The organism is Paenibacillus sp. LS-5, from assembly GCF_056121505.1.
The window spans coordinates 50,978-76,646 of the sequence record NZ_JBWAVA010000021.1; the positions used below are offsets into that span (position 1 = coordinate 50,978).

Annotated in this window: 19 protein-coding genes; all 19 read right to left on the bottom strand. The window is 52.5% G+C overall.

Annotated elements, in window-relative coordinates; genetic code table 11:
- Window positions 1–187 precede the first annotated feature (187 nt).
- Window positions 188–6,067, bottom strand: coding sequence for a tail fiber domain-containing protein (locus tag AC0MA3_RS23220; protein ID WP_474657986.1), 5,880 nt, complete (start codon window positions 6,065–6,067; stop codon window positions 188–190).
- Between the two features lie 38 nt (window positions 6,068–6,105).
- The gene (locus AC0MA3_RS23225) at window positions 6,106–6,288 is read right to left on the bottom strand and encodes a hypothetical protein (RefSeq protein ID WP_379150969.1); all 183 of its coding nucleotides are present in this window, start codon (window positions 6,286–6,288) and stop codon (window positions 6,106–6,108) included.
- 19 nt (window positions 6,289–6,307) lie between these two features.
- Window positions 6,308–9,160: a tail fiber domain-containing protein gene (locus AC0MA3_RS23230; protein ID WP_379150966.1), complete on the bottom strand. Its 2,853-nt coding sequence runs from the start codon at window positions 9,158–9,160 to the stop codon at window positions 6,308–6,310.
- A 28-nt stretch (window positions 9,161–9,188) separates the two neighbouring features.
- Complete coding sequence (locus AC0MA3_RS23235) at window positions 9,189–9,938, bottom strand: phage tail protein (RefSeq protein ID WP_379150963.1); 750 nt, start codon at window positions 9,936–9,938, stop codon at window positions 9,189–9,191.
- Entirely contained in the window at window positions 9,935–10,807 is an 873-nt protein-coding gene (locus AC0MA3_RS23240; RefSeq protein ID WP_379150960.1) for a baseplate J/gp47 family protein, read from the bottom strand. The genes AC0MA3_RS23235 and AC0MA3_RS23240 overlap by 4 nt, the downstream gene beginning before the upstream one ends.
- Before the next feature lie 33 nt (window positions 10,808–10,840).
- Complete coding sequence (locus AC0MA3_RS23245; protein WP_379150957.1) at window positions 10,841–14,488, bottom strand: putative baseplate assembly protein; 3,648 nt, start codon at window positions 14,486–14,488, stop codon at window positions 10,841–10,843.
- On the bottom strand, window positions 14,488–14,883 hold the full coding sequence (locus tag AC0MA3_RS23250) for a GPW/gp25 family protein (protein WP_379150954.1): 396 nt from the start codon (window positions 14,881–14,883) through the stop codon (window positions 14,488–14,490). Before AC0MA3_RS23250 ends, AC0MA3_RS23245 begins: the two co-directional genes overlap by 1 nt.
- Before the next feature lie 3 nt (window positions 14,884–14,886).
- Window positions 14,887–15,282, bottom strand: coding sequence for a PAAR domain-containing protein (locus tag AC0MA3_RS23255; RefSeq protein WP_474657987.1), 396 nt, complete (start codon window positions 15,280–15,282; stop codon window positions 14,887–14,889).
- Between the two features lie 16 nt (window positions 15,283–15,298).
- On the bottom strand, window positions 15,299–16,021 hold the full coding sequence (locus tag AC0MA3_RS23260) for a phage baseplate assembly protein V (protein WP_379150947.1): 723 nt from the start codon (window positions 16,019–16,021) through the stop codon (window positions 15,299–15,301).
- Window positions 16,018–17,061 carry a phage late control D family protein gene (locus AC0MA3_RS23265; protein WP_379150944.1) on the bottom strand — a complete coding sequence of 348 codons (1,044 nt, stop codon included), beginning with the start codon at window positions 17,059–17,061 and terminating at the stop codon, window positions 16,018–16,020. The genes AC0MA3_RS23260 and AC0MA3_RS23265 overlap by 4 nt, the downstream gene beginning before the upstream one ends.
- 12 nt (window positions 17,062–17,073) lie before the next feature.
- Window positions 17,074–17,685 carry a CIS tube protein gene (locus AC0MA3_RS23270; protein WP_379150941.1) on the bottom strand — a complete coding sequence of 204 codons (612 nt, stop codon included), beginning with the start codon at window positions 17,683–17,685 and terminating at the stop codon, window positions 17,074–17,076.
- A complete protein-coding gene (locus AC0MA3_RS23275) occupies window positions 17,685–19,250 on the bottom strand; it encodes a hypothetical protein (RefSeq protein WP_379150938.1) in 1,566 nt (521 codons plus the stop codon). Before AC0MA3_RS23275 ends, AC0MA3_RS23270 begins: the two co-directional genes overlap by 1 nt.
- The gene (locus AC0MA3_RS23280) at window positions 19,251–19,727 is read right to left on the bottom strand and encodes a phage tail protein (protein WP_379150935.1); all 477 of its coding nucleotides are present in this window, start codon (window positions 19,725–19,727) and stop codon (window positions 19,251–19,253) included.
- A gap of 9 nt (window positions 19,728–19,736) precedes the next feature.
- The gene (locus tag AC0MA3_RS23285) at window positions 19,737–19,919 is read right to left on the bottom strand and encodes a DUF6760 family protein (protein ID WP_379150932.1); all 183 of its coding nucleotides are present in this window, start codon (window positions 19,917–19,919) and stop codon (window positions 19,737–19,739) included.
- Window positions 19,919–20,287, bottom strand: coding sequence for a hypothetical protein (locus AC0MA3_RS23290; protein ID WP_074087861.1), 369 nt, complete (start codon window positions 20,285–20,287; stop codon window positions 19,919–19,921). Before AC0MA3_RS23290 ends, AC0MA3_RS23285 begins: the two co-directional genes overlap by 1 nt.
- A 135-nt stretch (window positions 20,288–20,422) precedes the next feature.
- Complete coding sequence (locus tag AC0MA3_RS23295) at window positions 20,423–20,866, bottom strand: phage tail protein (RefSeq protein WP_074087859.1); 444 nt, start codon at window positions 20,864–20,866, stop codon at window positions 20,423–20,425.
- A 23-nt stretch (window positions 20,867–20,889) separates the two neighbouring features.
- Window positions 20,890–22,428: a phage tail sheath family protein gene (locus tag AC0MA3_RS23300; RefSeq protein ID WP_379150927.1), complete on the bottom strand. Its 1,539-nt coding sequence runs from the start codon at window positions 22,426–22,428 to the stop codon at window positions 20,890–20,892.
- Between the two features lie 209 nt (window positions 22,429–22,637).
- Window positions 22,638–23,210 (bottom strand): Pvc16 family protein, encoded by a 573-nt coding sequence (locus AC0MA3_RS23305; protein WP_379150924.1) that lies wholly within the window; start codon window positions 23,208–23,210, stop codon window positions 22,638–22,640.
- A gap of 2 nt (window positions 23,211–23,212) precedes the next feature.
- Window positions 23,213–25,636, bottom strand: coding sequence for an ATP-binding protein (locus AC0MA3_RS23310; protein ID WP_474657988.1), 2,424 nt, complete (start codon window positions 25,634–25,636; stop codon window positions 23,213–23,215).
- Between the last annotated feature and the right edge of the window lie 33 nt (window positions 25,637–25,669).

Genomic DNA, 25,669 nt, shown 5'->3' on the forward strand with positions numbered 1-25,669 from the left:
GAACAGAGTGGGCTGTAGCAGATTCTCATTTCACCATTTAGCCTTCGTACGCCCAATTCATGCACTTCTTCCGCTCAGTTGTACACTCTAATATGTTATCAAATTTTCGAGATTAATGAAAAAAACCAGCCCCCACAGCGCTATGACTGAAGGAGCTGGTCTATCTCTGATCTAAATACCTATCGCATCATGCACCTGCTAGGGCAGCAACCTGAACCTGAAGTTCATTAACTTGTTTCCGCATGTCCTGGGCTTCCTTTTGTTGCTTCTGCACAACAGTAGTAAGCACACCGATGATATCCATCAGAACTACTGACTTGTGATCAGCGGTAGAGAAAATCTGTGGTACGTCCTCAGCGATGAAGCCGATGTTCTGTTTCTTGGAATTCTCCGCTTTATAGTTGAAGGTAACGGGCTTCAGCTTATTCAGCAGCTCCAAAGCTTTTTTCACCGGAAGGCTGGTGATGTTCTCTTTGAAGGTTCTGGAAGAGGTCTGCGCGAAATTAGTCGCCCGCAAGTTTCCTTCCACATCCAGCTTATAATCATCGGTTGGGGTTTTACCGATCCCTATATTGTTTTTGGAGTCAAGCGTTACCGCACCGGCTAACTGGGTAAGCTCGTCATAAACGGCATCTTTGCAGACGAGGGTCTGCAGATTGTCTTCAATTCCTGCCTGCCATACATTGTTTGACGTGTCCCAGATAATCCGGGCTTTCTTATCCGTTCCGCGGGTGACTTCGATGCCTTGGCTAACTGTCAGACTTCCGCTGATCTCAGCATCTTTCACACTTAGCTTGCCTGTGAGTGAAGCGTCCTTCGCAGTCAGCTTCCCGCTTAGTTCGGCATCACTTGCCAAGAGCTTACCGGTAACTGCCACATTGCCGTTCACATCCAGCTTTGCAGTTGGTGCTGCAGTGCCGATTCCGATATTTCCGGAAGCGATCTTCAGCACACCCGTCAGATCTGTAAGCTCTTGATGCGTGTGACCGCTGTAAGAGAGCTGTTTCAGACTGCCGGCTATGCCCACCTGCCATTCATCCAGAGTTTCGTTCCATAGAATCTGGGCTTTCGCGTCTGTTTCACGGCCGACTTCAATGCCCTGGCTGAGCGTAAGGTTGCCGCTGACGGATGCATCCTTAGCGGATAGGATACCGCTAATGGCTGCGTCTTTGGCTGCTAAATTACCGGTAACCGATGCATTGGCTGTAGTGAATATGCCGCTGACTGTTGCATCCTTAACGGTCAAAGCGCCGCTAACCGTGGCATCTTTTGCGGTCAAAATGCCACTCACTGTCGCATCCTTAGTGGTTAATATACCGCTGATGCCGGCTTCAGCGACAGTCAATTTGCCGGAGACAGCCGCATTGCCATTCACATCCAGCTTGGCCGCTGGTGTTGCAGTACCAATCCCGAGATTTCCGGAGGCAATTTTGAGCACTCCAGTCAAATCCGTCAGCTCCTGATGGGTATGACCGCTGTATGAAAGCTGCTTCAAGCTGCCAGCTATCCCTATCTGCCATTCATCCAAAGCTTCGTTCCATAGAATCTGAGCTTTCGCATCTGTTCCCCGCCCGACTTCGATACCCTGGCTGAGCATAAGGCTGCCGCTGATTGAAGCATCCTTGGCGGTCAATGAACCACTGAGATTTGCATCCTTGGCAGTGAATCCGCCGCTTACCGTTACGTCTTTTAATGTAGCCGTTCCGGTCAGTGCTGCATCCTTGGCAGTTAAAATACCACTGACAGTAGAGTCCACAACGTTCAGTTTGCCGGAAACCGCCACATTGCCATTGACATCCAGCTTGGCCGCTGGTGTCGCAGTACCGATCCCGACATTACCGGAATCTACAGTAAATGCTCCCGATAAGTCGGAAAACTCCGGATGGGTATGACCTTTGAATTCAATAGCCTTCAGCGAATTGGAGAGACCGGCCAGCCACTGATCGGCAGTCTCATCCCACAGAAGCTGGGCAGGGAGCGCAGTTCCGCCGCGGAAGACCTCCAGACCGGCATTTGTCACAATCGGAGTGTTCTGCGGTGTATATTTGTTCACCCTGATTATATTGTCTTCCACTTCAAGCGTAGCAGTATTGAGGGTCACCGTATCCCCATTCACGGTTAGATTGCCTGTGACAGTCAAATCCTTGGAGATGACCGCATTTGCTGCAGTTAGATTTCCTGTAGTAAGAGTTCCTGTAGTAGTAAGGTTACCTGTAATCGCTGTGTCGCCTTGTACATCAAGCTTCACTTTGGGAGTATAGGTCCCGATTCCGACATTCCCGGATCCGGTTACACTGAAAGCTGTGTTCCCGCCCTTAATCTTGACATCCAGCAGTGCTAGCGGGGTGTTGGTTCCGATCCCCACCTTCCCTTCGGAATCCGCAAATAGGGCAATCGTATCACCAAGTGCGTTATAGAGCTTGTTCTGCCCGCCTTTGCCTGTGCCGAATTCAGAGAGCGTATCTCCGTCACCATAGAACCAGGCCTTCTGCACGTTATTCCAGACGATCCGCGCATTCGGCAAGGCTTTACCGTTGCTGTCCAGCCCGCGCGGGGCCTCAAAGCCGCCAGCCACAACGCTTCCGGCTACCACAGCGTTATTGCTTACTGCAACATCCACGGCACTGACTGCTTTGTTAAATGTAGCTTTACCTTCGAAGGTGGCTTCATTTTGTGCAGTGACTTTACCGGAAAAGGTTGCTGCTCCGGCAATTTCTGCTTCCGTGCGGAAGATGGCCTTGCCGGCCACGTCCAACACTTCAGTAGGATTATCCGTACCCACACCCATTTTTCCGCTGCGGGTCAGGCTGAGTACTGTCTTGCCTGCCGTCCCCAGCTTCCAGCGGTCCTTCGCCCATTTGATCTGTGCGCTGGTCTCCGTTCCCTGGAGGACTTCAAGCCCGTCACCTACGGTCACCGTTCCGGCAATAGCGGCACTGGCTGCGGTCAGGGTGCCCAGGATTTTGGCATTAGCTGCATTCAACCCGCCGGCTGCATTCACATTGCCGGATGTATCCACAACGAGTGCGGAGGGTTCTGTTGGAGTTGCAAGCTGCCACTGATCCTTATCCTCATTCCAGGAGATGGAGGCTACAGGCTCGTTCACGCCGCGATAGATCTCCAGTCCTCCTCCGGAAAGGGAAGAGACATTGTCACCATCCTGATTAATCGTGATCCATGGACTACCGATCTCCAGTTCATCCGTGTTAATACTGGCAGAAGTCCCCCGGATCTCCAGATCTCCGGCCACCGTAAGATTGCTGCCGACCGTCAGGTCATGATGAATATCCACATCGCCACCGGCACTTGCGCTAAGCGCCAAAATATCGGTCTGCGGATTGTACAGCTGACTGTGGATATGCAGGGAATCCGCACTTGCCATTTGCGTCAGCTTGTCCCATGAGCTGCCGCTTGCGATATTTTCCAGAGCACTGCCGGTGCCAACCTTCCATTTCCGCTCACTTTCATTCCAGATAATTCTGGCTGCGGGCTGGGATTCCCCCCGGTAGACCTCTATACCACTTTCGTTCGCAGGAGGGGTAGCCCCTTCGAACTTGTTAATCTCGATTACATTATTGGTAACGACCAAATCTTTACGCTCTACTGTTGTGGTGCTTCCTTTGACAATCAGGTTGCCGTCCACCGTAAGCAAGCCCTCCACCGCCAGGCCGCCGCTGATATCCGCACCGTTGTTGACAGTAAGTGTTCCTTGCACTTCCGCACTGTTCGCAATTTCAATATCGCCATCAGCGGTTGCCTGGATCGCAGTGTTCCCCTCGCTGTCACTGAGCGAATTGTGCCGGTGCAGGCCGTCCGCATCCGAACTCACACCTCCGGTCAGCGCATCCCAATTGCTGCCGTAAGCAATATTGGACAGCTCATCTCCGAGGCCCAGCTTCCATCTGCCGTCCGTCTCACTCCAGACCAGCTTGGCGCTCGGTTTCAGCTTGCCCCGGTAGACTTCAATGCTGCTCTGCTTCAAGGCGGAGCTGTTGCCTTCGAATTTGTTCAGCTCAATCCGGTTACTGACCACAACTATATCTTCTTTATTGACATAGGTAGTCTTCCCCTTTACCGTAAGGTTCCCCTCGATGGTAGCAGAACCGCCCACATTCAGGTCGGCATTCAGATTTGCACTGCCTTTGCTCAGCAGCGTACCCGCAATCTCCACATTTCCGGAAGCCGACAGCTTCCCCTGTTCATTCGCAGACAGTACAGTCCCGCCTGAAGGAGTGCTTAGGGAGCTGTGCTTGTGGGCAGTGTCGGCCAGAGAACCGTTTGTCAAGGAATCCCACTTGTTTCCATAAGGAATGTCAGACAGACTGCCTTCGATTCCGATCTTCCATTTACGGTCAGTCTCGTTCCATTCCATCCGGGCCTTCGGATTCTGGCTGCCCCGGTACACGTCCAGGCCGCCCTTGCTGCCGAGTGCCGTATCATTCTCTGCCTTATTCACAGTGAGGAAGCTGTCTGTCACTTCCTGCTCGACTTTTTTGATAACGACCTCTTCTTCTCTGACGATCAGCTTATTGACCGTAAGCGTCTCGCCAACCATTAACTCATGCGGGATATTCACATTCCCGTCCGCACCAATTTCCAGAGCCAACAGGCTCTTGTCCTCATTATGAAATTGTCTGTGGGTATGAAGAGCATCCGCATTGCTGTTGCCGCCAGTCAGCTCTTCCCACTGTTTCCCGTCAGGGATATTGGTCATATCCCCGTTAGCCGTTCCGATCTGCCAGGATTTGGCCGCCTCATTCCAGGCAATTTTGGCATTAGGCAGTGTTTCACCCCGGAACACTTCCAGTCCATCCTGTTTGGACACAAGACTTCCGGATACGGTCAAGGTCTGATCAATCTGGATATTCCCCGCCTTGTCGGTACGCAGAACCGGCTTTCCATCCGCCGAATTCAGCTGGCTGTGGGTATGCAGGCTATCCGCCATGGAGCCGTCATGCAGTTGCTCCCACTCTTCGCCATAAGCGACGCGATACATGCCGCTGGCCGGGTCCCCTTCTTTCTCGTCGGTACCCATCATCCATCCGTTGGTCTTTTCATCCCACAGCAGCTTGGCGCTGGGCTGATCCTTCCGGACGATTTCGATACCGCTGCTGTTTTTCTCACTGGCATTTTTGTTGATCGTCACCATATTGCCGCCGATCATGACCTGAGGCACATCCAGTACTGCCATGCCTCCGCTGACTTCAATTCCGCTTTTCGCGGACAAGGGCCCTGCGATAGCAACGGAACCCGTCATATCCACGTCCCCGGATTCGTTGACCTTGAACACTTGCTCACTGCCAGCAGTGACAGATAGCTCTCCAGTTACTCCCAGGGTCCCGTAGGTACTGATCGCACCTGTTCTCAGATTGCCCGTAAATTCAGTCAAACCTGCATGAACATTCAGCTTATTCCCCTCTGTACCATCCTCTGCCACCGAGTTGCTCAGGAATGGCTGGTTCGGGTCCTCCTTCGATCCGAGAATGATTTTGTTCGCCTTCAGTGTCTCGCCGCCCACGGCTCTGGTCACCAGCGGCGTTCCATCCACATCCGTCTCATAGATCTGGTCGATGCTAAGCGCTCCGTCCTGATTATGCTTCAGCGTCACACGTGCCAATAAGACGTCCTTGCGCACATCCTCAGGCTTCAGGGAGCTGGATTTGATATCCGCGATTTCCCACACATGAATCTCATGCCCGCCCCCCTTGAGCAGATCAGGGTCCGCCAGTTCTTCCTTATAGCTGACTGAAATATAGATCTGATCTGAGGTGCTGTATCCGGACAGATCCAGCACCCGTGCCGGATGGGTGTCACTGACCAGAATCTCTTGGCTGATCTCTTCATTGTTGTCAGGATCTGTGACTCGGTTCAGGGCCAGGCCCGGATCAATCTCAACTTTGGTCAGCTCTTTGGGGTTGACCTTCAGTCCTGTGACGACTCCCCAATTATGAAAATAACGGTTGTGCAGACCGCGTACACGCTTATGATAATTCTGATCCAGCGTTAAGTCCTCTTCCTTCAGCAGCAGCCCGTTGAAATAATTCATGCGTTTCATATCCTTTGGCACAATCCCACTCCTCCCGGCTTTCATAGTTACAGCTTGTTTCAGGCTTGAACGGCCTCTTCTTCCCCGGCTGCCAATTCCTCCAGCACCTGGATAGCCCCGCTAATCCGTGTCATAGCATAGCCCAGATTACTGCGTTTCTCGTCCAGCTCCTGCATCATCTGCCGGCCGGATTCGAGTTCTGCCTTCAATTCCTTCATGCGTGTTTCCAATTGTTCTTTCATCATTTCATCCTCCAATTTGTTAGGCACCCTGCAGGGTTGCGATTTGTTTTTGCATTCTTGCAATAGCTTTCTGCTGGTCTTTCATCACACTGGTCAGAACGGCCATAATATCCATTCCGCTGATAGCCCGCTGATCGGGGTCTGCCAGAACCGCTGGCACTTCTTCAGCAATAAAACCAAGGGTTCTTTCCTTCGTGCTGCCTTTGTATTTAAAAGAAACCGGGTTCAGCCCATCGAGCAGCTGCTTCGCTTCCTTGACAGGAATATCAGCGATATTGTCCTTCAGCTCGCGTGAAGACCACCAGTACATGCTGCCATTGGCGTAGACACCGCCGCTGGCATGCAGATAGATGCGGTCACCGGCGTCATTGGATACTCCGATATCCAGCACGCAGTTCTCCCCGCTGGTCGGATAGAACTTGATCCAGGCCGAGTCGCCGCTGCCGCCGCCTGGGTCGGATGGGAAGATAATGCCGTTATTGCCGCTGCCTGCGCTGGGATTCAGCGCATTCTTGACTTCAAGACTGCTGTGGACAGAAGCATAAGACCAGTCATTACCGTAGTTGAGCACCAGATGGCTTCCGTTGTCGACCAAAGCTCTACCCGGAGTTCCGCGGCGGCCCGAGTAGCCGATATAGAAATCGGCGCAGCGTACATAGGCTCCGAAATTATCAGCGACATCCAGCTTTTTGAACCGCCCGTCAAAGTTGAATACATCTGTCTTGATGCTGCCTGTAATCTGCAGATCCCCATTGATGCGGGCGCCGCCATTCACCTGCAGGAAGCCGTTCACATCCAGCTGATCCCAGACGGAGACCTTGCGTTTGCCCTCCGGTGAGGAGGAATTACCTACAAGCATCAAGGATTTGTAGGTTGTGGTATCATTACTGATCTCTGCCTGGTTCCGGGCTTGGTCCGGGAACCCTGACCAGGCCGAGGTGAAGCGGACCGGATTCTTACCGCTCAGGACACGCAGCTCTCCGGCCACATCGAGCTTATCCGCCGGGGTCAGTGTACCAATGCCCACATTCCCGGAAGCATTCAGCGAGATGTGATCATTGGCATCATTCGAAGTGCCGATTTCCAGCGTGCAATCCTCGCCTGTGCGCGGATAGTATTTGATCCATGCAAGGTCTGCACCGCCACCACCCGGGTTGGCCGGGAATATGATGCCGTTATGCTCCCCTTTGCCTGCACTTGGAATGATCTCCTGTGCGGCCTGCATTTTACCGTTCACATACAGAAATCCGTTCACATCGAGACGGTCCCAGATCGCAACCTTTCTCCCCTGCCCTGCGGACTGGTTACCCACAATCATTAATGCTTTGTGATCGGTAATGTCATTACTGATCTCCGCCCCATTAATCTGATTATCAGGGAATCCCGACCATACGGATGTGAAACGGACCGGGTTTTTGCCGCTCATAATCCGCAGGCTACCATCGACATCCAGGGAATCCTCCAGCGCTTTGCGCGGGCCGATCCCTACATAACCGGTCTTGTTCCAGGAGAGAACCGGCTTCTCTGTCCGGGAGCCGTCACTATTTGCCGTTCTTGTGCCCAGAACACCGCCGCTGTTCCCGAATAGCACAGGTCCGTCCACCTCTGCAGCCGCAAAAGGCTTGCCGGTTCCGAACCAGCCGAGACCATGCGAGCTGTCGATAGTGTCCGGGTTGGTGCCTTTTAGCCATAGGGTTGTTTCGTCCTTCAGCGCCAGATCTGCGTCGCTGTAGAGCTTGCCGGAGCTATTGAAGCCCACCGACGATCCGCCCGGGGACGATAGTCTGCTGTGTCTGTGCAGGAGGTCGGCGAACTCATACTTGATGAGGCTGTCCCACTCGTTGCCATAAGCGATTTTTTTGAGATCCGTACCAATCCCGGCTTTGAAGCATTGATCCGCTTCCACCCATACAATCCGAGCGTCATGAGTACCTCCATCGCCGCGGTAGACTTCAAGTCCGCCGTCCCGCGCGCCGGGAAATACATAGTTCGGATCATCCGTATTGGGACTGTTAACCTCAACGAAGCTGTTCATGATCCGCATTTCACTTTGTGATTTATCCTTGCTCTGCAGAATGAGCTCTCCCTGGAGGGTCAAATCACCAGCAACCATGAGGTTTCCTGTAAATTGAGTATCCGGGGCACTGACCTCCAGCACCTTGCCTTCCTGCAGCGTATAGACCGAAGGCATGGCCGCCAGTGTTTCTTCATTTAACTGCATATTGTCGATGCTGTCCTCACTTGTGGCTTTGATGATCAGCTTCTCGGTCACCATCTTCTTGCCTGCCGCACCCGCGTAGGTTCGGAGAGGCGTGCGGACCGCGTCACTGTCGTAGTCGAAGATACACGCGCTGTCGATTACCGTCTCTGTACCATCCTTGCGCGGGACAACCCGGGCCAGAACAATATGTTCTGAGCTGACCGGCTTCACGGTACCGTGGCTGATCCGCCCGCGCTCCCAGATATGAATCTTCTCTCCCTGGCCCCGCTCAATATTGCGGTCGGTCTCCATCTCTTCATAGCTCACCCAGATATAGATACTTTCATTGGCGTTATACTCAGATAGATCCACCGGATTGTCCGGATGACCTTCATATATAAGGATTTCCTGGCTGATGCTCTCATTCTTCTGAGGGGTGGCCCCCTTAATCACTGCCTGATTCAAAGCCAGCCCTTCGGCAATCTTCACCTTCATGTATTCGCCCTGATCCAGCAAAGGCAGTACCTTCAGTCCGCAAACAATACCCCAGGTATGCAGATAGCGGTTATGCAGCCGCTGAAGGCGCAGGTAAAAATCCTGATCCAGCTTATAATCATCTGCATTCAGGAAGAGCCCGTCAAAGTAACGCATTCTTGCAAATTCTTTTCCCATGATTCGCTTTGCCTCCGATCTATATTCTCTATTCCTCTGTCATACCCCCGAGCAAGGTCTCCATTCCTACGCGTCCATATACCCCAAGGCACATGCGCGGAACTTCAATATTCAAGCTGGAATTGGTGTGAAAAGGTTTTTCCTTCCGGATGACCTTCTGCAGGATTTGCACTTTATTCTGCAGGATACTCCGGCTGTATGCGGGTAGAATGACATGAACAGAAAAATAACTCGGCTCCGCCGCCCCCACCATCGTATTGATCCCCACACGTTGCGACTGGCCGCAGCGGACAGGCTCTTCGTAATCACTGATGTGAATAGCCGCTTCTTCCCCCGCATATACCTGCAAGTATTCTGCGAGTCCATCCAGTGTGCCGCGTTTTTTGTAAAGCTGGACAATGCTGCCGATCAAATTGCGGTTAACCGTACTGCGGGCGGCTGTAAGGGGCAGAATCTGCAGAGGGGAAAGCGCCCTTTCCCTGTTATCCTGCTCGCCGTCATATTCGAGGCCTTCTTCAAGCTCCAGGCCTACCCAGCCTGCAAGCCAGGGAAGAAACTGGGACGGCGTCGTGTCTGGGTCAAAATACTGATGCAAGCTATCCACAAGCGCTTCAATTCCAAGCGACTCCTGACTAGCTGCGCCTGTTTTACCAGAGAGCATGGCTTCGAAAGCCTTCAGGAACCGGCCCAGAAAAAACTTCTCGTCGGATTCCCCCGCTTTCTGCTGGAATACTCTTGGAAGGTACTGCACATAACTGTAATCGTCCGTACTGCTCATGATTCCACCTCAACCTTCAGATCCTTCAGCTTGAATAATTGAAACGGCAGCAGGTCGGGAGAGTCCAGCGTCACACTCGTCACATGATCGATCCCGGATATGCCTTCTACAAGATGATACAAATCGGAGTTGTACAGCTTTCTTCCGGGAAGCCAGCCCCGGCCTTCTTCTCCTCCGCTTACCGGATCAAGAAACCGCCGAATGCTGTCATTAACGGTATTGGCGATGCTTTTATCCGTGGCTGAAACCACCATCTCGATCGTAACATCCCGGTAATCGGGCTCTACCACATGCACGCGTGTGGTCAGCAGCTTGCGGGTATCCAGATAGGCTTTGACCCGCTGCTTGATTGCCGTCATTTCTCTCAGCAGATCCTTCTGATTGGCAGTCTGAAGAACCAGGATCACGGAGACATGACCGAAAGCCTCTTTGTTCACGCCGGTGCCGTTCTCCATATCTGTATTAATCAGACAGAGAATACGCACAGCAAGGTCAGGATACGTCTCCAGGATACCCGGAATTTCCAGCAAGCCTTGTTCGGCCAAAAGCTGAAAATCCCCTGCAGTTACTGCTCTATAGCATTCCGAGAACTGCTTTACCCCACGCCGTATCCCGCTTGTCAGCTCCTCCTTATCAGCCAAGGTCACACCCAGCAGTTTGAGAAACTGCTGCTGGCTTTCTTCTGTAACCTGGTCAATCCGGTAGAGGACCATTTCGCTGAACCATGCAAACAGTTCAATCAGGGTAATACCTGGATCCGAGGGGTTGTAATTCGTCCAGTCCGGATCGTAGAGCGGAATCAGCGTTTTGGCATCCGCCACAAGCTCTTCAAAGCCCAGATCATCCAGACTCGGTACTGGAAGCGGCATAAGTCTTCCTCCTTTCTAAGGTCAATTTACAATTTACGGTTCCGCGGGAAAACAATAAGTACAATGTATCGTAGACTCCGGAGCAGCAGCCAGATCGGTCAAAAACTTCCGGTCCTCCTTAAGGATGGCGGCAAGCCCGCATTCTGCAGTGGTCCCGGTCAGATCATGAACCAGGCCCTTGTTCTTATCCAGAAGATATGAAAAGAGATGCTCCTCCGGCTTGTTGATCAGGTGTGTCCCTCCATAGATCAGCTCGTCCTCTTCAAGGAAGATATTTTCCGAGTGGATTCCACGGATTTTTAGCGGTGTAGTATTGACATACTCATCAGTCCTGCTTAAATAGACGATGTCACCGCGCTCAAACACAGCGATTTTCACAAAAAACGAAGTTGCCCCCGAATCCACACGGTTAAGAATATAGGTGCGGACCATCAGATCATCAGTGATATCAAATTCGAGGTCGCTGCCTTCAGGATAGCTATGCTCCAGAGGTTGTCCGTCCAGTGTCTGACATTCCAGAATATCACCGTCAATGGAGACAACGATCAGCTCCACCGGCTCATAGGTTCTATAGCGCAGCCTGATGATCCCATTCTTCTTGAAGCCCTTAAGCACCAGCGATTTCACTCCGCTTCCAGCCTCTACCCGCTCGGCAAGCGCGTACTGAATGGAATTGTCGTCAGACCTGACTGCGCTGTATTTGGGGTAAGCAGCAAGTGGTTTATAGGGACCGCCTTCCAAAGGCTCAAGACTTACAGTGAAGCATTGCACCGAAGCCTTAATGGCAATATCGGAGACATAATCCACGCCAGGCGTATTCTTAATCACAGCATAGACCTCGGAGACATACAGGTTCTGGCCCAGCTCCCAGCCCTTATTCCCATCCCCTCCATAGAGCGGATGAAAAAACTGCTTCAGGTTGTCAATGATCCGGCCCTCTGCTACCTTACGCTGATCTACCGAGGTAAACACGACTGTTGCTTCTACCCCGATCTGCACATAATCCGGGCCAATCACTGCGATTCCCGGCACATTCGTGTCCAGCGTCGCCGAAGTTCTATCGCATAGATAAGATTCAATCTCGCTGAGCAATTCCTGGCTGGGAACCGGCTTCGGCTCGTCTGTATCCGGCACCACAATGATTGTGGCTGTACCTGGGACGAATTCCAGATCACGATTCATGGCACTGAGACATTTCACCTTGGCAATCTGGGGCATAGCCTCGCGCACCAGCCATTCCATGTCCTCTGCGGTAACTCCCCTGTCCCAGCTTTTCAGCGTATGCGGCCCGCGGATCTCGGCCTGGTCCGCCTCTTCCTGGTCAAATCCTCCGTCTGCCGCAACCGGATTGGTCACCGAATCCAGCCAGCTGAAGCTGTCCCATATCTTTGTTACAGCCCCGGCCGCAACATTGCCGGCCGCTCCGCCCCCATGCTTGTAGTCGCACTCGATATTATCGATTCCGGTAGGCGGGATCATTCCGTTCTTGCCATCACCGAATACAAGCGTTCCGCTGCTTCTGTCCAGCACATAATGCCTGCTGTCCGAAGCGGACAAGGAGAAGGTGTCAACTTCCTCCCACAGCACCCATTCCCCTTGGCCCGAGGCCTCGCGGACGCGAATACTCTGGCCAGGCAGTACAGGCGTCTTCGATAACTGGAAGCTCTGGTTCTCTTCACCGTTGCTCGACCCCGGAATCTCCCCTGCAACGGTATAGGAGTTACGGGCCCACACCGCATTGGAAGAGATGGCATCTACCTGCGGAAAGATCTCAAAACGTCCCTCGTCCAGCCGGGCGCGAATCCAGTACTGCTCGGTTCCAAACAACGCACGCTTTTCAATATCCGAGGGTACAGCAAACTGCAGGATTTCCCTGCGGGTGAAGCCCCGGATTTCGTCATTGACACTTAATGTCAGCCATCTTCTGCCGTCCCAGTATTCCCAGGCCACTACCGGGCGCCCGAGCTGTTCGCCGGTTAACGGGAAAAAGAGCGAAACCGGAAGATTGCTGATATCACGGTCAAAGCCCAAATAGAACGTAGGTGAAAGCTCGGCACAGGGATAAAAGGGTTTGAAATACTCCCCGGGCTTCAGGCATTCATCTGTCTTATCCTCAAAGCTGAAATTGTTCTCTGTGAGCACGGTTTGCGGATGTGCCTCCAGCGTGTAGCTGTATGCAATACTAAGCTTGCGTATCGAAGGAGGCGCATAGGTTGCTTGCGTAACCTTAAGCTGCGCTACGGTGATGCTGCCTTCTCCCAGCTTGACCGCTTCATCTTCGTATTCATATTTGGCTTCCTCACCGTAATTGCCGCCAGTGATGCGGACACGAACCCAGTAACGTTCTTCACCATTCAGAGTCAGCGGCTGGATCCCCGGACACTGGAATCTCAGTGTTCCGCTTGCCGTAAGACTCGCCGCACGGCCGGTGCTGCTTACTGCAGCCGATGTATCTTCACCAGGCATATCTTCCAGGCTGTCGATTACGAGCCATTCCTTGCCGTTCCAGTACTCCCAGTCAAGTCGCACGTAAGGAGTATCCGGCAGCTTGCTGATTTCCGGATCAGACAGCTCGATCGCCAATGTAATCTGCGCAGACGGCTTGGAGAAAGCTTCGCTACAAGCGATATAGAAGGTGTCGTTCACTTTGGGCTTCTCCCCGAAAGGATAATAATCTTTGCCCATATCCAGCTGGTTGCCGTTGTTAACCGCCAAATCCGGAGCCAGAGGCAGCGGGCTTGTCACATTCAGCTCCATGCGGATCTCCTCGATGTCCGGCATCTGGGTAGCAGCTGTTATAGGTGTCTTCAGCTCGGCAAATATCCACTTATTGGACCATTCACGCCGAACCTCAGCTTGTTCATAGCCGGCAATTGTCTTCACATGCACTCCGGACAGCTGATCGAACCGGAACACAGCTCTCCATACATTATCCTCTACGACCTCAGCCATCTTAGGCATCAGCTGAACGGTATTGCCCTCTTCATCGAAGCAGAACCAATCCATATTCAGCAGCAGGCTTTCGGTCACATCGGTCAGATCTTGTCTATTCGCAGATGCAATCAGAGCGGAATCCGGTTTGTTAAAGTACACAGACAAGCTGCTTCCCGCCTCCTCGAAGGCCAGCAGTTCCGATTGTCCCAGGTACAACCTATGGACTACCGTTGAATCCCCTCTGAACAATTTGGCGTTTTGACCGGTAGACTCCGCGGCGAAGAGGTAATCCTGATTGCTCCACTGGTCTTCTTCAGGCTCCAGACTAACAGCTCGCACCAGCCGTGGCTGGATGACCGTCAGATCCTTTTCCGTTTCAAAAATAACCTCTGCCTGATTCTCAGGCTGGGCCGATACCTTGGTCCCTGCCGGAATTGTATTGATTGGTTCCGCATCCGGCTTTTGTCTGAACAGCAGCGGAACTTTGGCTGCTCTCGGCGGGGTAGGATGAATGCCAATCAGATTCAGAAAGGAGATGAAATTTTTCTCTGGTGCCTTGTTCAACCGGTCGATAACCTTACCTGTCATATTGGTGAAAATATGAACCAGAGCATCTACCTTCTTGTCTGCTTCCAGCTCCGTCAAATCCGTCCATTCCCTGCTGCAGTATTGGTAGATTAAGCGTCTCAGCTCCGGAACCAGCTGTTCCTGATTCCGCTTGTCAATGGTAGGTATAAGGTTTGTCATTATTTCCCCACGCTTTCAAGGAAGAATGGATAGACGAGATTATATTTGCTGTTACTGGCTCTGATGGTATAGTCAATAGACACTTCCAGCTCAGACTGGTCGGAACGCGGTGTGACTGTAATGTCATCCACCTCGATCCGCGGCTCCCAGTTCTGCAGCGCTTCTTCAATAAAGCTTCTTAACAATGTGGCAGTGCTCATCGTATTCGGAGCAAATACCAGCTCGTTCAGCCGGCAGCCAAAGTCCGGTCTCATCACCCGCTCACCACGGGCGGTGGAAAGGATCAGAATGACCGATTCCCGGATGGAATCTTCTCCCTCCGATGCATTGATTCTGCCTCTTTGGACAGCGAAGGGATACTTCCAGCCCCGTCCCAAAAAATCCACAACTTCCATAATTCAGCCTCCTATTAAGACCGTTCCCGCCGCAACCACCTTGCCCACCGGCAGGTCGGCCGGATCATTGCACGTCAGTGCCGGATCACTGTTTCTGGCGGCCATTTTCCCGTTGATTTTTACGCTAGCGCTTCCGGCGATGATTTTCCCCTGGTTTTTGGGAGGTTTTTGAAACGGGCCTCCCTGCGGGACATGTGCCGGTGTATTGGTTGCCGTTGAGTCCACAGTGGCTGCCGGCTGACCCATAATCTTGACATTCATGCTAAGTGCGCCGTCCAGAATCCCCGTAAACGGATGAGGCAACGGTGTTGGAACAAGTGCAGCTCCGGCAGGAAGCATCACAATATGCGTATCGGTAGCCAGAATGCGGTCACCTTTTTTCGCGGCAGGCTGTCCCATACCTATCGTCTCCTCTTTAATTGATGTTGACGGTTGCCCCTTTGATCGTCATATTGGCCGATGCTTTGACATCCATGCCTGCCGATGCTTCAATCTTGGTGTCCGCCGATGATTTCATTTCAATGGTTTTGGCGGAGAGGGACAGCTTGCCGCTCGGGGCGGAAATTTCAATATCCTTGCCGGAGAGGACCGACACCTTATTAGCTTTGGTATCGATAACGATTTTGTTCTTCCCCGATTTATCGGCGATCTGAATGAGTTCTGCCCCGCTCTTGTCATCCAGCCGGATTACATGCCCCTTCGCAGAGGTGAGCGTAATGTTCTCTTCTCCGCCGGTATCGTTAAACTGGAGGATATGTCCGCTCCGCGACTTGAACATTCGAATGTTATTCTTACCGTCCTTGTTGGTCTCCGGAGGGGCATCCTTCCCGTTCCACAAGGAACCGATCACATAGGGGCGGTTCACATCCCCATTCTCAAAAACCACCAGTACCTCATCGTCCACCTCAGGCAGACAAAAAGCACCGCGTTCCTTCCCGGCCATCCAGGAGGCCATTCGGGCCCAGTTGGATTCCGGCATCCCCATTAGAGGGATCTTCACCTTAACCCGTCCGGGTCCCGGTTTATCCGCATGGTTCGCTGAGTCATTGTTGATCACAATCCCCACCATTACCCCGAAGAGCCGTCCTTCGCTGATCATACTGTCGATAAAACTGGTAATTCCGGTTCCCTCATTCATAGGCCTGTCCTCTTCACCTTAAAAGTCGTTGTGTACCCCTTGCTGTCGATCTTGTGAACCGTAGACACAATATAATAAATACCGCTGAAGCGGTCTCCCATGCCCATCAGCTTCACCGTCTGACCCGCCCGGAGCAGCGGATTTCCCCAGCACATGCCCTCACCGGCGATGAAATCGCGCAGACGGCTGTTGTAGGCGGCAGATGCCAGTACTTTGGCCTCACTCATATCGAGCAAATTTTCCGCCATGATGGAGATGGGTGATTCCTGGATGGCTTTGGCGCTTATAGAGAAACCGGATTCTGTGCCGCCCATCTTAGTCGTCTCGTCTCCGGTCTTTGCTTCGGCTTCTATCGCCTTTTTCTCCTTCACGTCCCAGCCCTTTACCTTCACCTTACTCCCCCGCGTAAGTGTCCGAAGCTCCAGATTCAGCCGTTCAAAATCCTTCTTGAAGGTCATCTCAGGCAGTCCCGGAGCCTTGACCGAACGCGATTTGACAAAATACAGCTTTTTGTCGTCCACATAGAGCTCATAATCCAGCATGGCCGCCCGTTCCAGCAGAAACTCGTAGTTGCTCTGATTATTCTGGAACAGATAGGGATAGAGGGTTCCCGTATCATCAACCACTGGGGTCAGACCATGCTCCTTGGCAATTTCCGAGGCGATGTCGCTGTCCTTTTTCTTCAGAAATACTTTGCTTCTCGTCCCCATCCGCAGCCGGTGCAGCAGGTCATACCCGCGGATATCCAGCACGGAATGCTCCGAGAAATTCAGATCCAGCGACGTAACCTCCCCGCTGATCAGGGGCTGCGGCTTATCGAGGCCAAGCGACAGCTTCACTTTATCCCCCGGCTTAATGCTCTTAAGATCCGTTCCCCGCCACATCCCGCCACTGGAATTGACCATATTCATCTGAATGGAAAATAAAGCCGGCAGATTGATCTCATCCTCCAGCGTAACTCCCTCGACCGCGGCTGTTAGATCTGCCGGCAGCTTGCTTCCATTCAGCTCAATCTTATAATTCGCTACACTGGTGCCCATGCAACCCCCGCCTTAATCCGGGATGACCAAGGTCCTCCCGATATCGTTTTTTCCAGGAAAGCCAACGGGATTCGAAATCCGGTTCAGCTCGGCAATCCTGCGCCACGCCAGCGGCTCCTTCAGCGCTTCATTCGCGATCAGGTCCAGACGGTCACCGCTTTTAACCACCCATAACTTACGGCAGGCATTCAAGCCCTGGCTGTCCTCCACGGTTTTGTCCGGCTCATCCGTGATAAAGGTAACGTCGAGCAGCGAGCGGACCGGTGTGCCATTCTCCATGAACATCGTGAACTTCTGCTCAATCTTGCTGAGGAGTCCGCGATAGGTAAAGCCGCCCCAGACGAACATGCATACCGGTGGCTTTTTCGTGCTTTTCCCGCTAACTTTGGGGTCGAGCAGCGAAGTCAACAGTCTGGTTTTCTTGCGTACATCCGTGCGCTTTTCATACGTGTCATAGAATAAGGACACCTTGAACTCCGGTGTTTCCGTGATTTGAAATTGCTTGTTGTTCTTCTCCCCGGTATATTTTCCTTCAAAGGAAACGGTGTACTCATTGGGGTTGAACATCACCTCAATGGCTCCGCCGCCCATATCCAGAGGGATAATCTTCGCTTTTTCTGCCATTATCTAAGCCCCCTCCGATCCTTGCGGATCGCCATTTTCTTCTCCAGCACCTGATAGACCCGTTCAGCCAGCTGATTCAGTTCCGCAGCGTCCATCTTTGCAGCAGGAACTGCTGCTCTGGGAGATGGCTGTGCCTTAAGCTGCTGGACGGCCTGCTCCTGAAGCATCGCTTCCTGCAGCTGCTGGACCGGTTCCTGCCCTGCAGCCTTTGGGGCTTCCGACTTCCGCAGAACCAGGCTGGAATGCCTGCCAGCGGCCTGCTGCTCCTCCTCTTGCCCCGGAGCAACTGTAAATGGCCGGCTCCCGCGGCCGCTCCTCCGCTGTGCGGAAGGCGCTGCGGGCTCCTCTGCCATATGAATTAAGCCGGGCATCGGATCTTCTGCTGGAAGGACTGTAGCATCCGCCCGGCGTGTAGTGCTGCCGAGCAGGAGTGAACCCTGCCGCTGAACTTCCCGCTGAGATTCTGACGGAGCTGTAAGAAGCTGAATGGGCTGGACGGCCAAGGACTGCCGCAGGTTGTGAAGTGATGCCGACTCCTGTAGCAACGGATTCCGGCTAGGCAGCTTGCTCTCCATCTTCTCCAGCACTGCCGCTACCCCCGGGCCTAAGCCCAGATGAAGACCGGGGCTTGCGGAAGGGAGAAAATCCTGACTTGGCATGAAGATTAATGGAGAAGAGTTATGCTGTACATCCACAGCGGTCCCGCCAGAGCTGGAGACAACCTTTCTGCTATTCCTTAGTACGAATCCTGGAGGTTGCCCTGTCTGCACATCCCGATTAGCAGGCAGCTCCCTTCTCAGCGTCATAGGACGCTCAATGTTCAAGGGGGCAACTCCTGTGGATAAAGTGTACGTCCGCAGCGTGTGCAGCTGATGATGGACAGTCCGCAACGGCTGTGGTTCATCGTTCGTGAAGAAATCATGCAGCCGGGATTTCCGGACATGCGGCACAAGCCTATTTCTCTGGTCTTGCTCTACCTGCTCTGTTCCGCCTGCCGGGGATTCCGGCACGGGTAACAGGTGCAACGGCCTTGTTTCAGCTGTTCGCTTCTGATTCTGATCATTCTGAGGGCTTATAGGTTCCGGTTCAGTATCAGCTTGTTGAAAAGTTCGATAACCCCTTGTTACAGGATGTTTATCACTACTATTCTGTTTTCCGACTCTCTCCTGCAATACATGGATAAGGTTCAGATTGCTGTTCTGAGCATGAAAATCATCCGTCCTGCCGCCTTGGTATTCCTGTAATGAATCAGAATTGCCTATTACAGTTTCATTGCTGCCTGTCCTAATTTGCAGCATTTGATTTGGAGATCCCGGCTGCATCATGACCCGCGTCAGCGGATGAATGATGGACTGATGAATATGTGTGTGCTGAATCAGGTTCACCTGATTAATAACTGCACCTTCCGGCTTCACCGCTTCAGGCTCCGGGAACAACAATGGGAATTGCCGCAGGATCAGATTCTGAAACCGGCTCCGCCATCTGGTGATGCCATACCTTCCCAGAATGGACTGGACGAAATCCAGCCTTTTCTGATCCACTTGTGAAGCTGTTGATGTATTCATTTACCGGTACCTGTACAGCCCGTTATGAGTCAGAACCAGACTTTCCACAGCCACCGCACTGCTGCTGGCACTGAATGCCGGTCCTTCCCACTTGATGGGACAGGCTTCGATGAAGTTCCACCACACCTTTGGCGTGCCGGAATGATCCAGCAGACAGATGGACCCGTTGCGGCGTTTTACGACTCCATTAATCACATTTTGATACCAGTTCCACAAATATTCGTCGTTCGTGACTCCATTTTTCAGCGTCAGGTCGGAATATTTCGTCTGGCCGAGGAAGACAAATTCCTTGTGGTTCTCGCCGCCGAAAGTCTTGCGTTCCACCTGTGTCTCAACACTGAGACCTGAGACATCGGAGAAGCCGGCGACGGATATCCCTTCAATCTCTACTATGAAGTTATAGGCAAGATAAGGATCCTCCCTATAGCCGGGCACCCAATTGCTTCTTGCACCGATATTCAAAATATTCGCCTTCATGTTATCCTCCTAAGCCTCAAAGAAGTTCTTCTTCTCTTCCCCGCCACTCAGCTTTTGGTTGATTTTGCTGACTTCCCGGCACCAGCGGTCCCGTTCGGTGTGTTCGAGGTTCATCACGTCCGGATAGTCCCAATGCAGATAGTAGGTTAGAAAGGCTACCTCCTCATAGAGGCGGTCAAGGGGGTAGCCCATTATTCCCCCGGCGGTTCCAGTTCAATCTCAAACGGCTGCTCGCATTTGGGGCATTTAGCATGTACGGTATTAGTACCGTTCTGGTTAATCCGGTTATACATATCCTGCAGATAAGCAAAATCCGAAGTATACAATTCTTCAATCACTCTCGGCGTGATCATCCCAAGGCCACCCAGGCTGGTTACCACTCTGGAGAGCAGAATGACCGTCAAATACGCGGGGTTCGACTGGACCCGGGAATCCCGGAGCGGCGTAATTTCATCCGCTGCGGTAGCCAGGCGCATCGTTCCCTGCTTATGGAGAGTGCCCGCCTCATCCACATAACCCTTTGGCAGGGTAAAGCTGAATTCGGTTTGCAAAAGTTCCAAGAGATATCCCTCACTTCAGAAAATTGTTATTCTTACGCTCCGTCCGCGTCCCCAGGCAGTGAATTTGATTAGTATACCGGCCCTCTCATGTTTTGGCGTATCGTATCAAATCCCCTGTGACGACGGGTGGAGAAGTTATTTCACTCTGCGTACACCTTCATGGACCAGCTCCATGGATTCAACGGAGACTTCGTTCCCTTTGGCGCTAAGTGCACTGACATCATATTTGATCGGCCAGGCTTCGAGGATATCCCACTGGGCCTTGTCATTGCCTTCTTCATCCACCAGGATGATGGACAAACTTTTACGGTTCTTCAGGGCACCCTTGTCTTCAATCGACTTGCGCCAGTTGTAGAGCTCCAGGGAGTCGGTCAGACCTTTTTTCAGGGTGATGTTACCGAACTTAGTCAGCCCGGAAAGCTTGCGTGCATGCGGAGCATCAATGCCCTCACGGTAATCCACAGCCTCAGTGGAGGTATCTGGAATTGTCGCATCAGCGAATGCTGCGGTTTGAATACCATCAATCACGACGCGGAAGCGGTAATTGCGGTAAGGATCCATTCTTTTGCCGGTTGCCATAGGATAAATCTCCTCTCAATCTCTTATTTGGATAGGGTTTTCTGGCTGACGCGAATGACTACGAATTCAGCAGGTTTGACCGGTGCCACACCGACCTCGATAATCAGCTGGCCCGCATCCCGCACAGCAGGTGGATTATTCTCCTCGTCCACTTTGACGAAGAAGGCTTCTTCCTGCGTAGTTCCGTACAAAGCGCCGTCTCTCCAGACCCGGGTCAGGAAGGCTGTGAGGTTACGTTTCACTTTACCCCAGAGGCTTGGATCATTCGGTTCAAACACAACCCATTGGCTGCCTTCATCGAGTGACTCCTCAATGTACATCAGCAGACGCCGGACGTTGACATAATTCCATTCGGAATCCGAAGACAGGGTTCTTGCGCCCCAGACACAGATGCCTTCCGGCAAGGAACGGATCACGTTGATGCCTTCCGGATTGAGCAGCTCCTGCTCAGCCTTGGTAATAATCTTCTCAATGCCTACAACCGTATCCAGATAACCATCCGTTGTACCGGCCGGTGCTTTGTGAACGCCGCGCACAGAGTCCACATAAGCGTAGGTTCCGGCAACAGCGCCTGACGGCGGCACGAGCTTTTGCTTGCCAGTGAGCGGATCGTTAATGTAGACCCAAGGATAGTACAGAGCACCATAGGAGGTATTGAACGAATTGCCCGAATAGTTGCCTGCGCCTTCCTTGAAATCCTTAACCTGCATCGGAGTCAGCCCATGTGGAGGGTCAACGATAAAGATGCAGTCCTTTCTCAGCTTGCAGTAATTGAGCATGTCCAGGATCGTGCCCCGGCTGTAAGCCATATCCGCAAGGTCTGGAGCAGCCACAATATTGATGCCGTCGATGGTGTCAAAGGCGTGAATCCCCGCCCGGCTCACCGAATCTCCCATGAAATCAATCGGAGACATCCCGTTCACACCGCCGCTGAGCGACAAGGCCGCTTCATTAAAGGCAGGGGTTTTCTCCATGTTCTCCAGGATCGTCAGATCGACCAGCGGCTTCACTTTAACAAAAGCGGAAACCTCATTGACCTTTTCTTCAAAATTGATCAGCAGCATATTGTCGAAAATTTCGACGATTTTGCCGGCTTCATCTTCCCCGTTGTATTCATCATTAAAATCAGTGTCTTCTAAATATTGGACTACCATTTTGAAGCCGAATTGCTGCTTATTGGAGGACTGGCTGACCTTGACCGAAATCCGGTTGCCCCATTCCCCTTCCGAGCGTGCAACCACTTTGAACAGATCCAGGTTATCGGTGTCTCTGATCGTAAGGGATGCAGGCTGAATATCTGTAGGCGCCGCTCTTACTACATAGCAGGAGGTGCCGCCTTCCGCAAAAAAGTTATACACGGCATAAGCCAGATAGCCATTCGGGATGAACTGGCCGAATTCATTGACGAATTGGCTCCAGTTCGTAACCAGCACCGCTTTGCCGATTACACCCTTCTCTGAAATCCCTACAAAAGCCCCTACAGATGTGCCCACACCGGCAATCGGTTTTACACCGCTTGAGACTTCCTCTACATACACGCCTGGCGATAAATAATTTGCCATCTCTTACCCTCCTAAAAGTTTTGTTAGCCTATGCTACTGAGAGATTGCTTCGACAAAACTCGCTCCGAAAGCATACGCCTAAGTTTTGTTAGCCTATGCTACTGAGAGCATGTGCTGGATTATGCGGAAGATCCGCTTATCCGGTTGGACTTGCAACGGGTTCCCTCCATGAATCACTCCTTTCAAAGAAGAAGCCTGGACCTGTCTATTTAAATGGGGTGAATGCCCAGATCCTTTACCTGTACCCGAGGAATCGTAATCGTCTTATCCGCAGGCAGCCTTACCGGAGATACCAGATAGGACAGGCTAACCTTGGCGGGCTTGCCGGGAAAAACCTCCCACAGCTGCTTGATATCCTGAATCGTCAGATTGTTATACGAGATTCGGATCTTTTCATTGCCGCATGCGGTCAGGTTGCCGGTGAGGTCTGTGCCGCTGAGCACCGGGTGCTCATGGAACAGCTGAAAGATTCTGCCTAGTATGAGCTGCTCGGTTTCTCTGTCCTTGGCATACGGGGTGAGCAGATAATACAAATCCAGATAAGCCGGAGGATACATGAACTTATTTGTCCCGCTGATCTCTTCCTTCTCACTGTTACGCATGCTCGGACTGTGACTCAAATAATACAGACACATCGAAAGCTTCATCGTGGAGCTGTCGATGTCGCTTGGGGAGCCGAAGCTGATGAAGCTGTCATCGTTCAGCTCAGGCACATGGGCCTTCAGCAGTGCCTTCAGACTGGTGCTGACATCTCTTATTACCGTACCGGTATCCACAGCCATGCTTACTTCACCTCGATCAGTTTGTGATAAGGAGCATAATCGGATTGCAAAAAGGTCTTGCCCAGCTTGAGATATTCACGCTTCGCCGCCAGCATGATCTGCTTCATCCCGATCGGGCAGCCCTCGTGCGCGGCATAAAAGGCAGCGTTCAAAGCAATGTTCTTGATATTCCCTCCGGCAAGAATGAACTTATCCGCCATGAAATCGTAATCCATATCCGGATCAAGCGGCGCTCCCGCCGGGAACATCCCCCGCCAGATCAGACCGCGCTGATTTTTTTCGGGGAAAGGGAACTCCAGTTTGAAGTGCAGTCTGCGGGAGAAGGCATCATCCAGGTTCTGATTCAAATTGGTAGCCAGAATCACGATCCCCGTATACTCTTCCATCTTCTGCAGCAGATAACTGATTTCGACATTGGCATACCGGTCATGGGCATCCTTGACCTCGGATCGCTTGCCGAACAAGGCATCCGCTTCATCAAAAAAGAGTATGGCGTTGGAGGTCTCTGCCTCGTCAAAAATCCGCGACAGATTCTTCTCCGTCTCCCCGATGTACTTGCTCACAATCTGTGAGACATCGATTTTGTAGATTTCCAGGTTCAGCTCCGTCGCGATCACCTCGGCGGCCATGGTCTTCCCGGAGCCCGGCGGGCCGGAGAACAAAATGTTCAGCCCTCTGCCCAGCGACAGCCGGCCTGCGAAACCCCACTCCCCATAGACCAGCGAGCGGTACTTCACCTGGTGGCAAATCTCCCGCAGCTGGCTTAGCTGTTCGCCAGGAAGCACCAGCATATCCCATGTATACATGGCCCGGATCTTCGTCGCCAGCGCCTGGATTTTGCGGCTGGACTGGAAGTAACAAGCCTGGTAGAGATCTTTGGCGCTAACCTCAGCCCCGCTGGAACCGTTCCATACGGCGATATTCTCGCCACCTGTAAGTGCAGCCTGGATCTGTCCGGAAGTGAAGCGGAAGCTGCCGCTGAAATCTGCCAGCTCGATGTTCGGTGACAACCTGTAGTCCTGACCAAAGGTCGTCCAAGCCTGTTCACGGGCTGCTGCGTCCGGAAAGGGAAAGTCGATCTGCATGAAATTTAGCTGAACCCCGGTTAAGCCGATTCCCCACTGTGCTTCTCCAACAATAAAAGTCAGAGGCGCACAAGCTTCCAGCATTTCTACCAAAAGCCGGATCTTCACCCGGTAGCGGTCGTCCTCTGTCACCATGCTGTCGAAGCCTGTTAAGCAGAGGGCCGAATGTTCTAGCAGCACATGTCTTCCAAGCAATCTCAGCATTTCGCTGAAATCTACCTCGGGAAGCAGCAGCTTGTCCATTTCAGCAACAAGCACCGATAATCCCAGCTTGCCGCAGACACCTCTAATCCCGTTCAGCTTCCCGGCTTCATCCGGGCCACTGCAGTACAAGAGGCTGCCGGACCTCTGTTCCATACTGTTGTAATGTGTCACAAACCGCAGTATGTTCTGCTCCAGCTCTTCAGGAAAGCAGCTCTGTGGCGGAATCACCACAGTGTTCAGATTGGCAATCTTCGTCAGACGCTCATCCAGCAACTCGTAGCCTAGCAGCAGGCTTACTGCCCAATCCTCCAGCTTCAGCGGCCGGGCAATTAGCGGCGTACGGCCATCGCCATATTCCCCTCTACGTTCCAGCAGGAACTTCATCAGCGGTGCATTGGCATCGAACAGCAGACGGGCCGCTAGCCTTTCGTCATCCGACCCGGTAAACAACTCCAGGACGAACTCAACCGAAGGACGCTTCTCTGACATATCATTCTGCAGAAAAGCGTAGATACGTTCATACTTTCGGTCCAGCTCCGGCGCCAGACAAGCGATAAGAATACTCACTTCCACTTCCGACAGGTTTAGCGTGGATGCTACACGCGGGAGCATCAGCCCGACCTCTAATCCTTGGCTGGCCTTCAGCCTGGCGGCGATGTGCTCTCCCAAATGACGGATCTTCGCTGTTAGAAGATCCCCATCATCCTCATCTGAGGACTGAACATTCAGCAAATAGCGGATCTCTTCGTCCATATGAGCCAGCCCTGCGTCCGGCTGTGTGGTCTCAAGCATCCTTAACTGAAGCCGGAGTTCCAGCCGCACCAGCTCCTCTGACAGATGCTCGTGGTTAGAGCTGTAGGGTTGAGCAGGTTCGCCGCCGTCCTCCTGGTCAGTTGCGGCTTCGAGAGCAAGACAATGGGCGGACTCTGGGTCAAGGATAGGTTCATTTGTCGAGCGGGTAGCATCAGCAACTTCATTCATCTGATCTGCAGCCTGTTCGACGCTTCGATCCGGGACCAGAGCCAATCCTTCGTTCTGCATGGAATCTTGTTCTAATGCGTGTGCAGCGCTTTGTTCTGTACACTCGACTTCCGGCGTTTCCTGACGAAAGGTTCTGGCCAATTTTTTGAATTTCATCGCCTGTTTATGTCCTCACTCTATATTTTCTCG

Coding starts and splice junctions, on each gene's coding strand:
- AC0MA3_RS23305 (WP_379150924.1), bottom strand. CDS start 23,210: ATGGCTGTGGATACCGGTACGGTAATAAGAGATGTCAGCACCAGTCTG.
- AC0MA3_RS23245 (WP_379150957.1), bottom strand. CDS start 14,488: ATGACAAACCTTATACCTACCATTGACAAGCGGAATCAGGAACAGCTG.
- AC0MA3_RS23225 (WP_379150969.1), bottom strand. CDS start 6,288: ATGAAAGAACAATTGGAAACACGCATGAAGGAATTGAAGGCAGAACTC.
- AC0MA3_RS23260 (WP_379150947.1), bottom strand. CDS start 16,021: ATGAATGAGGGAACCGGAATTACCAGTTTTATCGACAGTATGATCAGC.
- AC0MA3_RS23280 (WP_379150935.1), bottom strand. CDS start 19,727: ATGAAGGCGAATATTTTGAATATCGGTGCAAGAAGCAATTGGGTGCCC.
- AC0MA3_RS23300 (WP_379150927.1), bottom strand. CDS start 22,428: ATGGCAAATTATTTATCGCCAGGCGTGTATGTAGAGGAAGTCTCAAGC.
- AC0MA3_RS23275 (WP_379150938.1), bottom strand. CDS start 19,250: ATGAATACATCAACAGCTTCACAAGTGGATCAGAAAAGGCTGGATTTC.
- AC0MA3_RS23310 (WP_474657988.1), bottom strand. CDS start 25,636: ATGAAATTCAAAAAATTGGCCAGAACCTTTCGTCAGGAAACGCCGGAA.
- AC0MA3_RS23250 (WP_379150954.1), bottom strand. CDS start 14,883: ATGGAAGTTGTGGATTTTTTGGGACGGGGCTGGAAGTATCCCTTCGCT.
- AC0MA3_RS23295 (WP_074087859.1), bottom strand. CDS start 20,866: ATGGCAACCGGCAAAAGAATGGATCCTTACCGCAATTACCGCTTCCGC.
- AC0MA3_RS23255 (WP_474657987.1), bottom strand. CDS start 15,282: ATGGGACAGCCTGCCGCGAAAAAAGGTGACCGCATTCTGGCTACCGAT.
- AC0MA3_RS23270 (WP_379150941.1), bottom strand. CDS start 17,685: ATGGCAGAAAAAGCGAAGATTATCCCTCTGGATATGGGCGGCGGAGCC.
- AC0MA3_RS23235 (WP_379150963.1), bottom strand. CDS start 9,938: ATGAGCAGTACGGACGATTACAGTTATGTGCAGTACCTTCCAAGAGTA.
- AC0MA3_RS23230 (WP_379150966.1), bottom strand. CDS start 9,160: ATGGGAAAAGAATTTGCAAGAATGCGTTACTTTGACGGGCTCTTCCTG.
- AC0MA3_RS23265 (WP_379150944.1), bottom strand. CDS start 17,061: ATGGGCACCAGTGTAGCGAATTATAAGATTGAGCTGAATGGAAGCAAG.
- AC0MA3_RS23240 (WP_379150960.1), bottom strand. CDS start 10,807: ATGCCGCTTCCAGTACCGAGTCTGGATGATCTGGGCTTTGAAGAGCTT.
- AC0MA3_RS23285 (WP_379150932.1), bottom strand. CDS start 19,919: ATGGGCTACCCCCTTGACCGCCTCTATGAGGAGGTAGCCTTTCTAACC.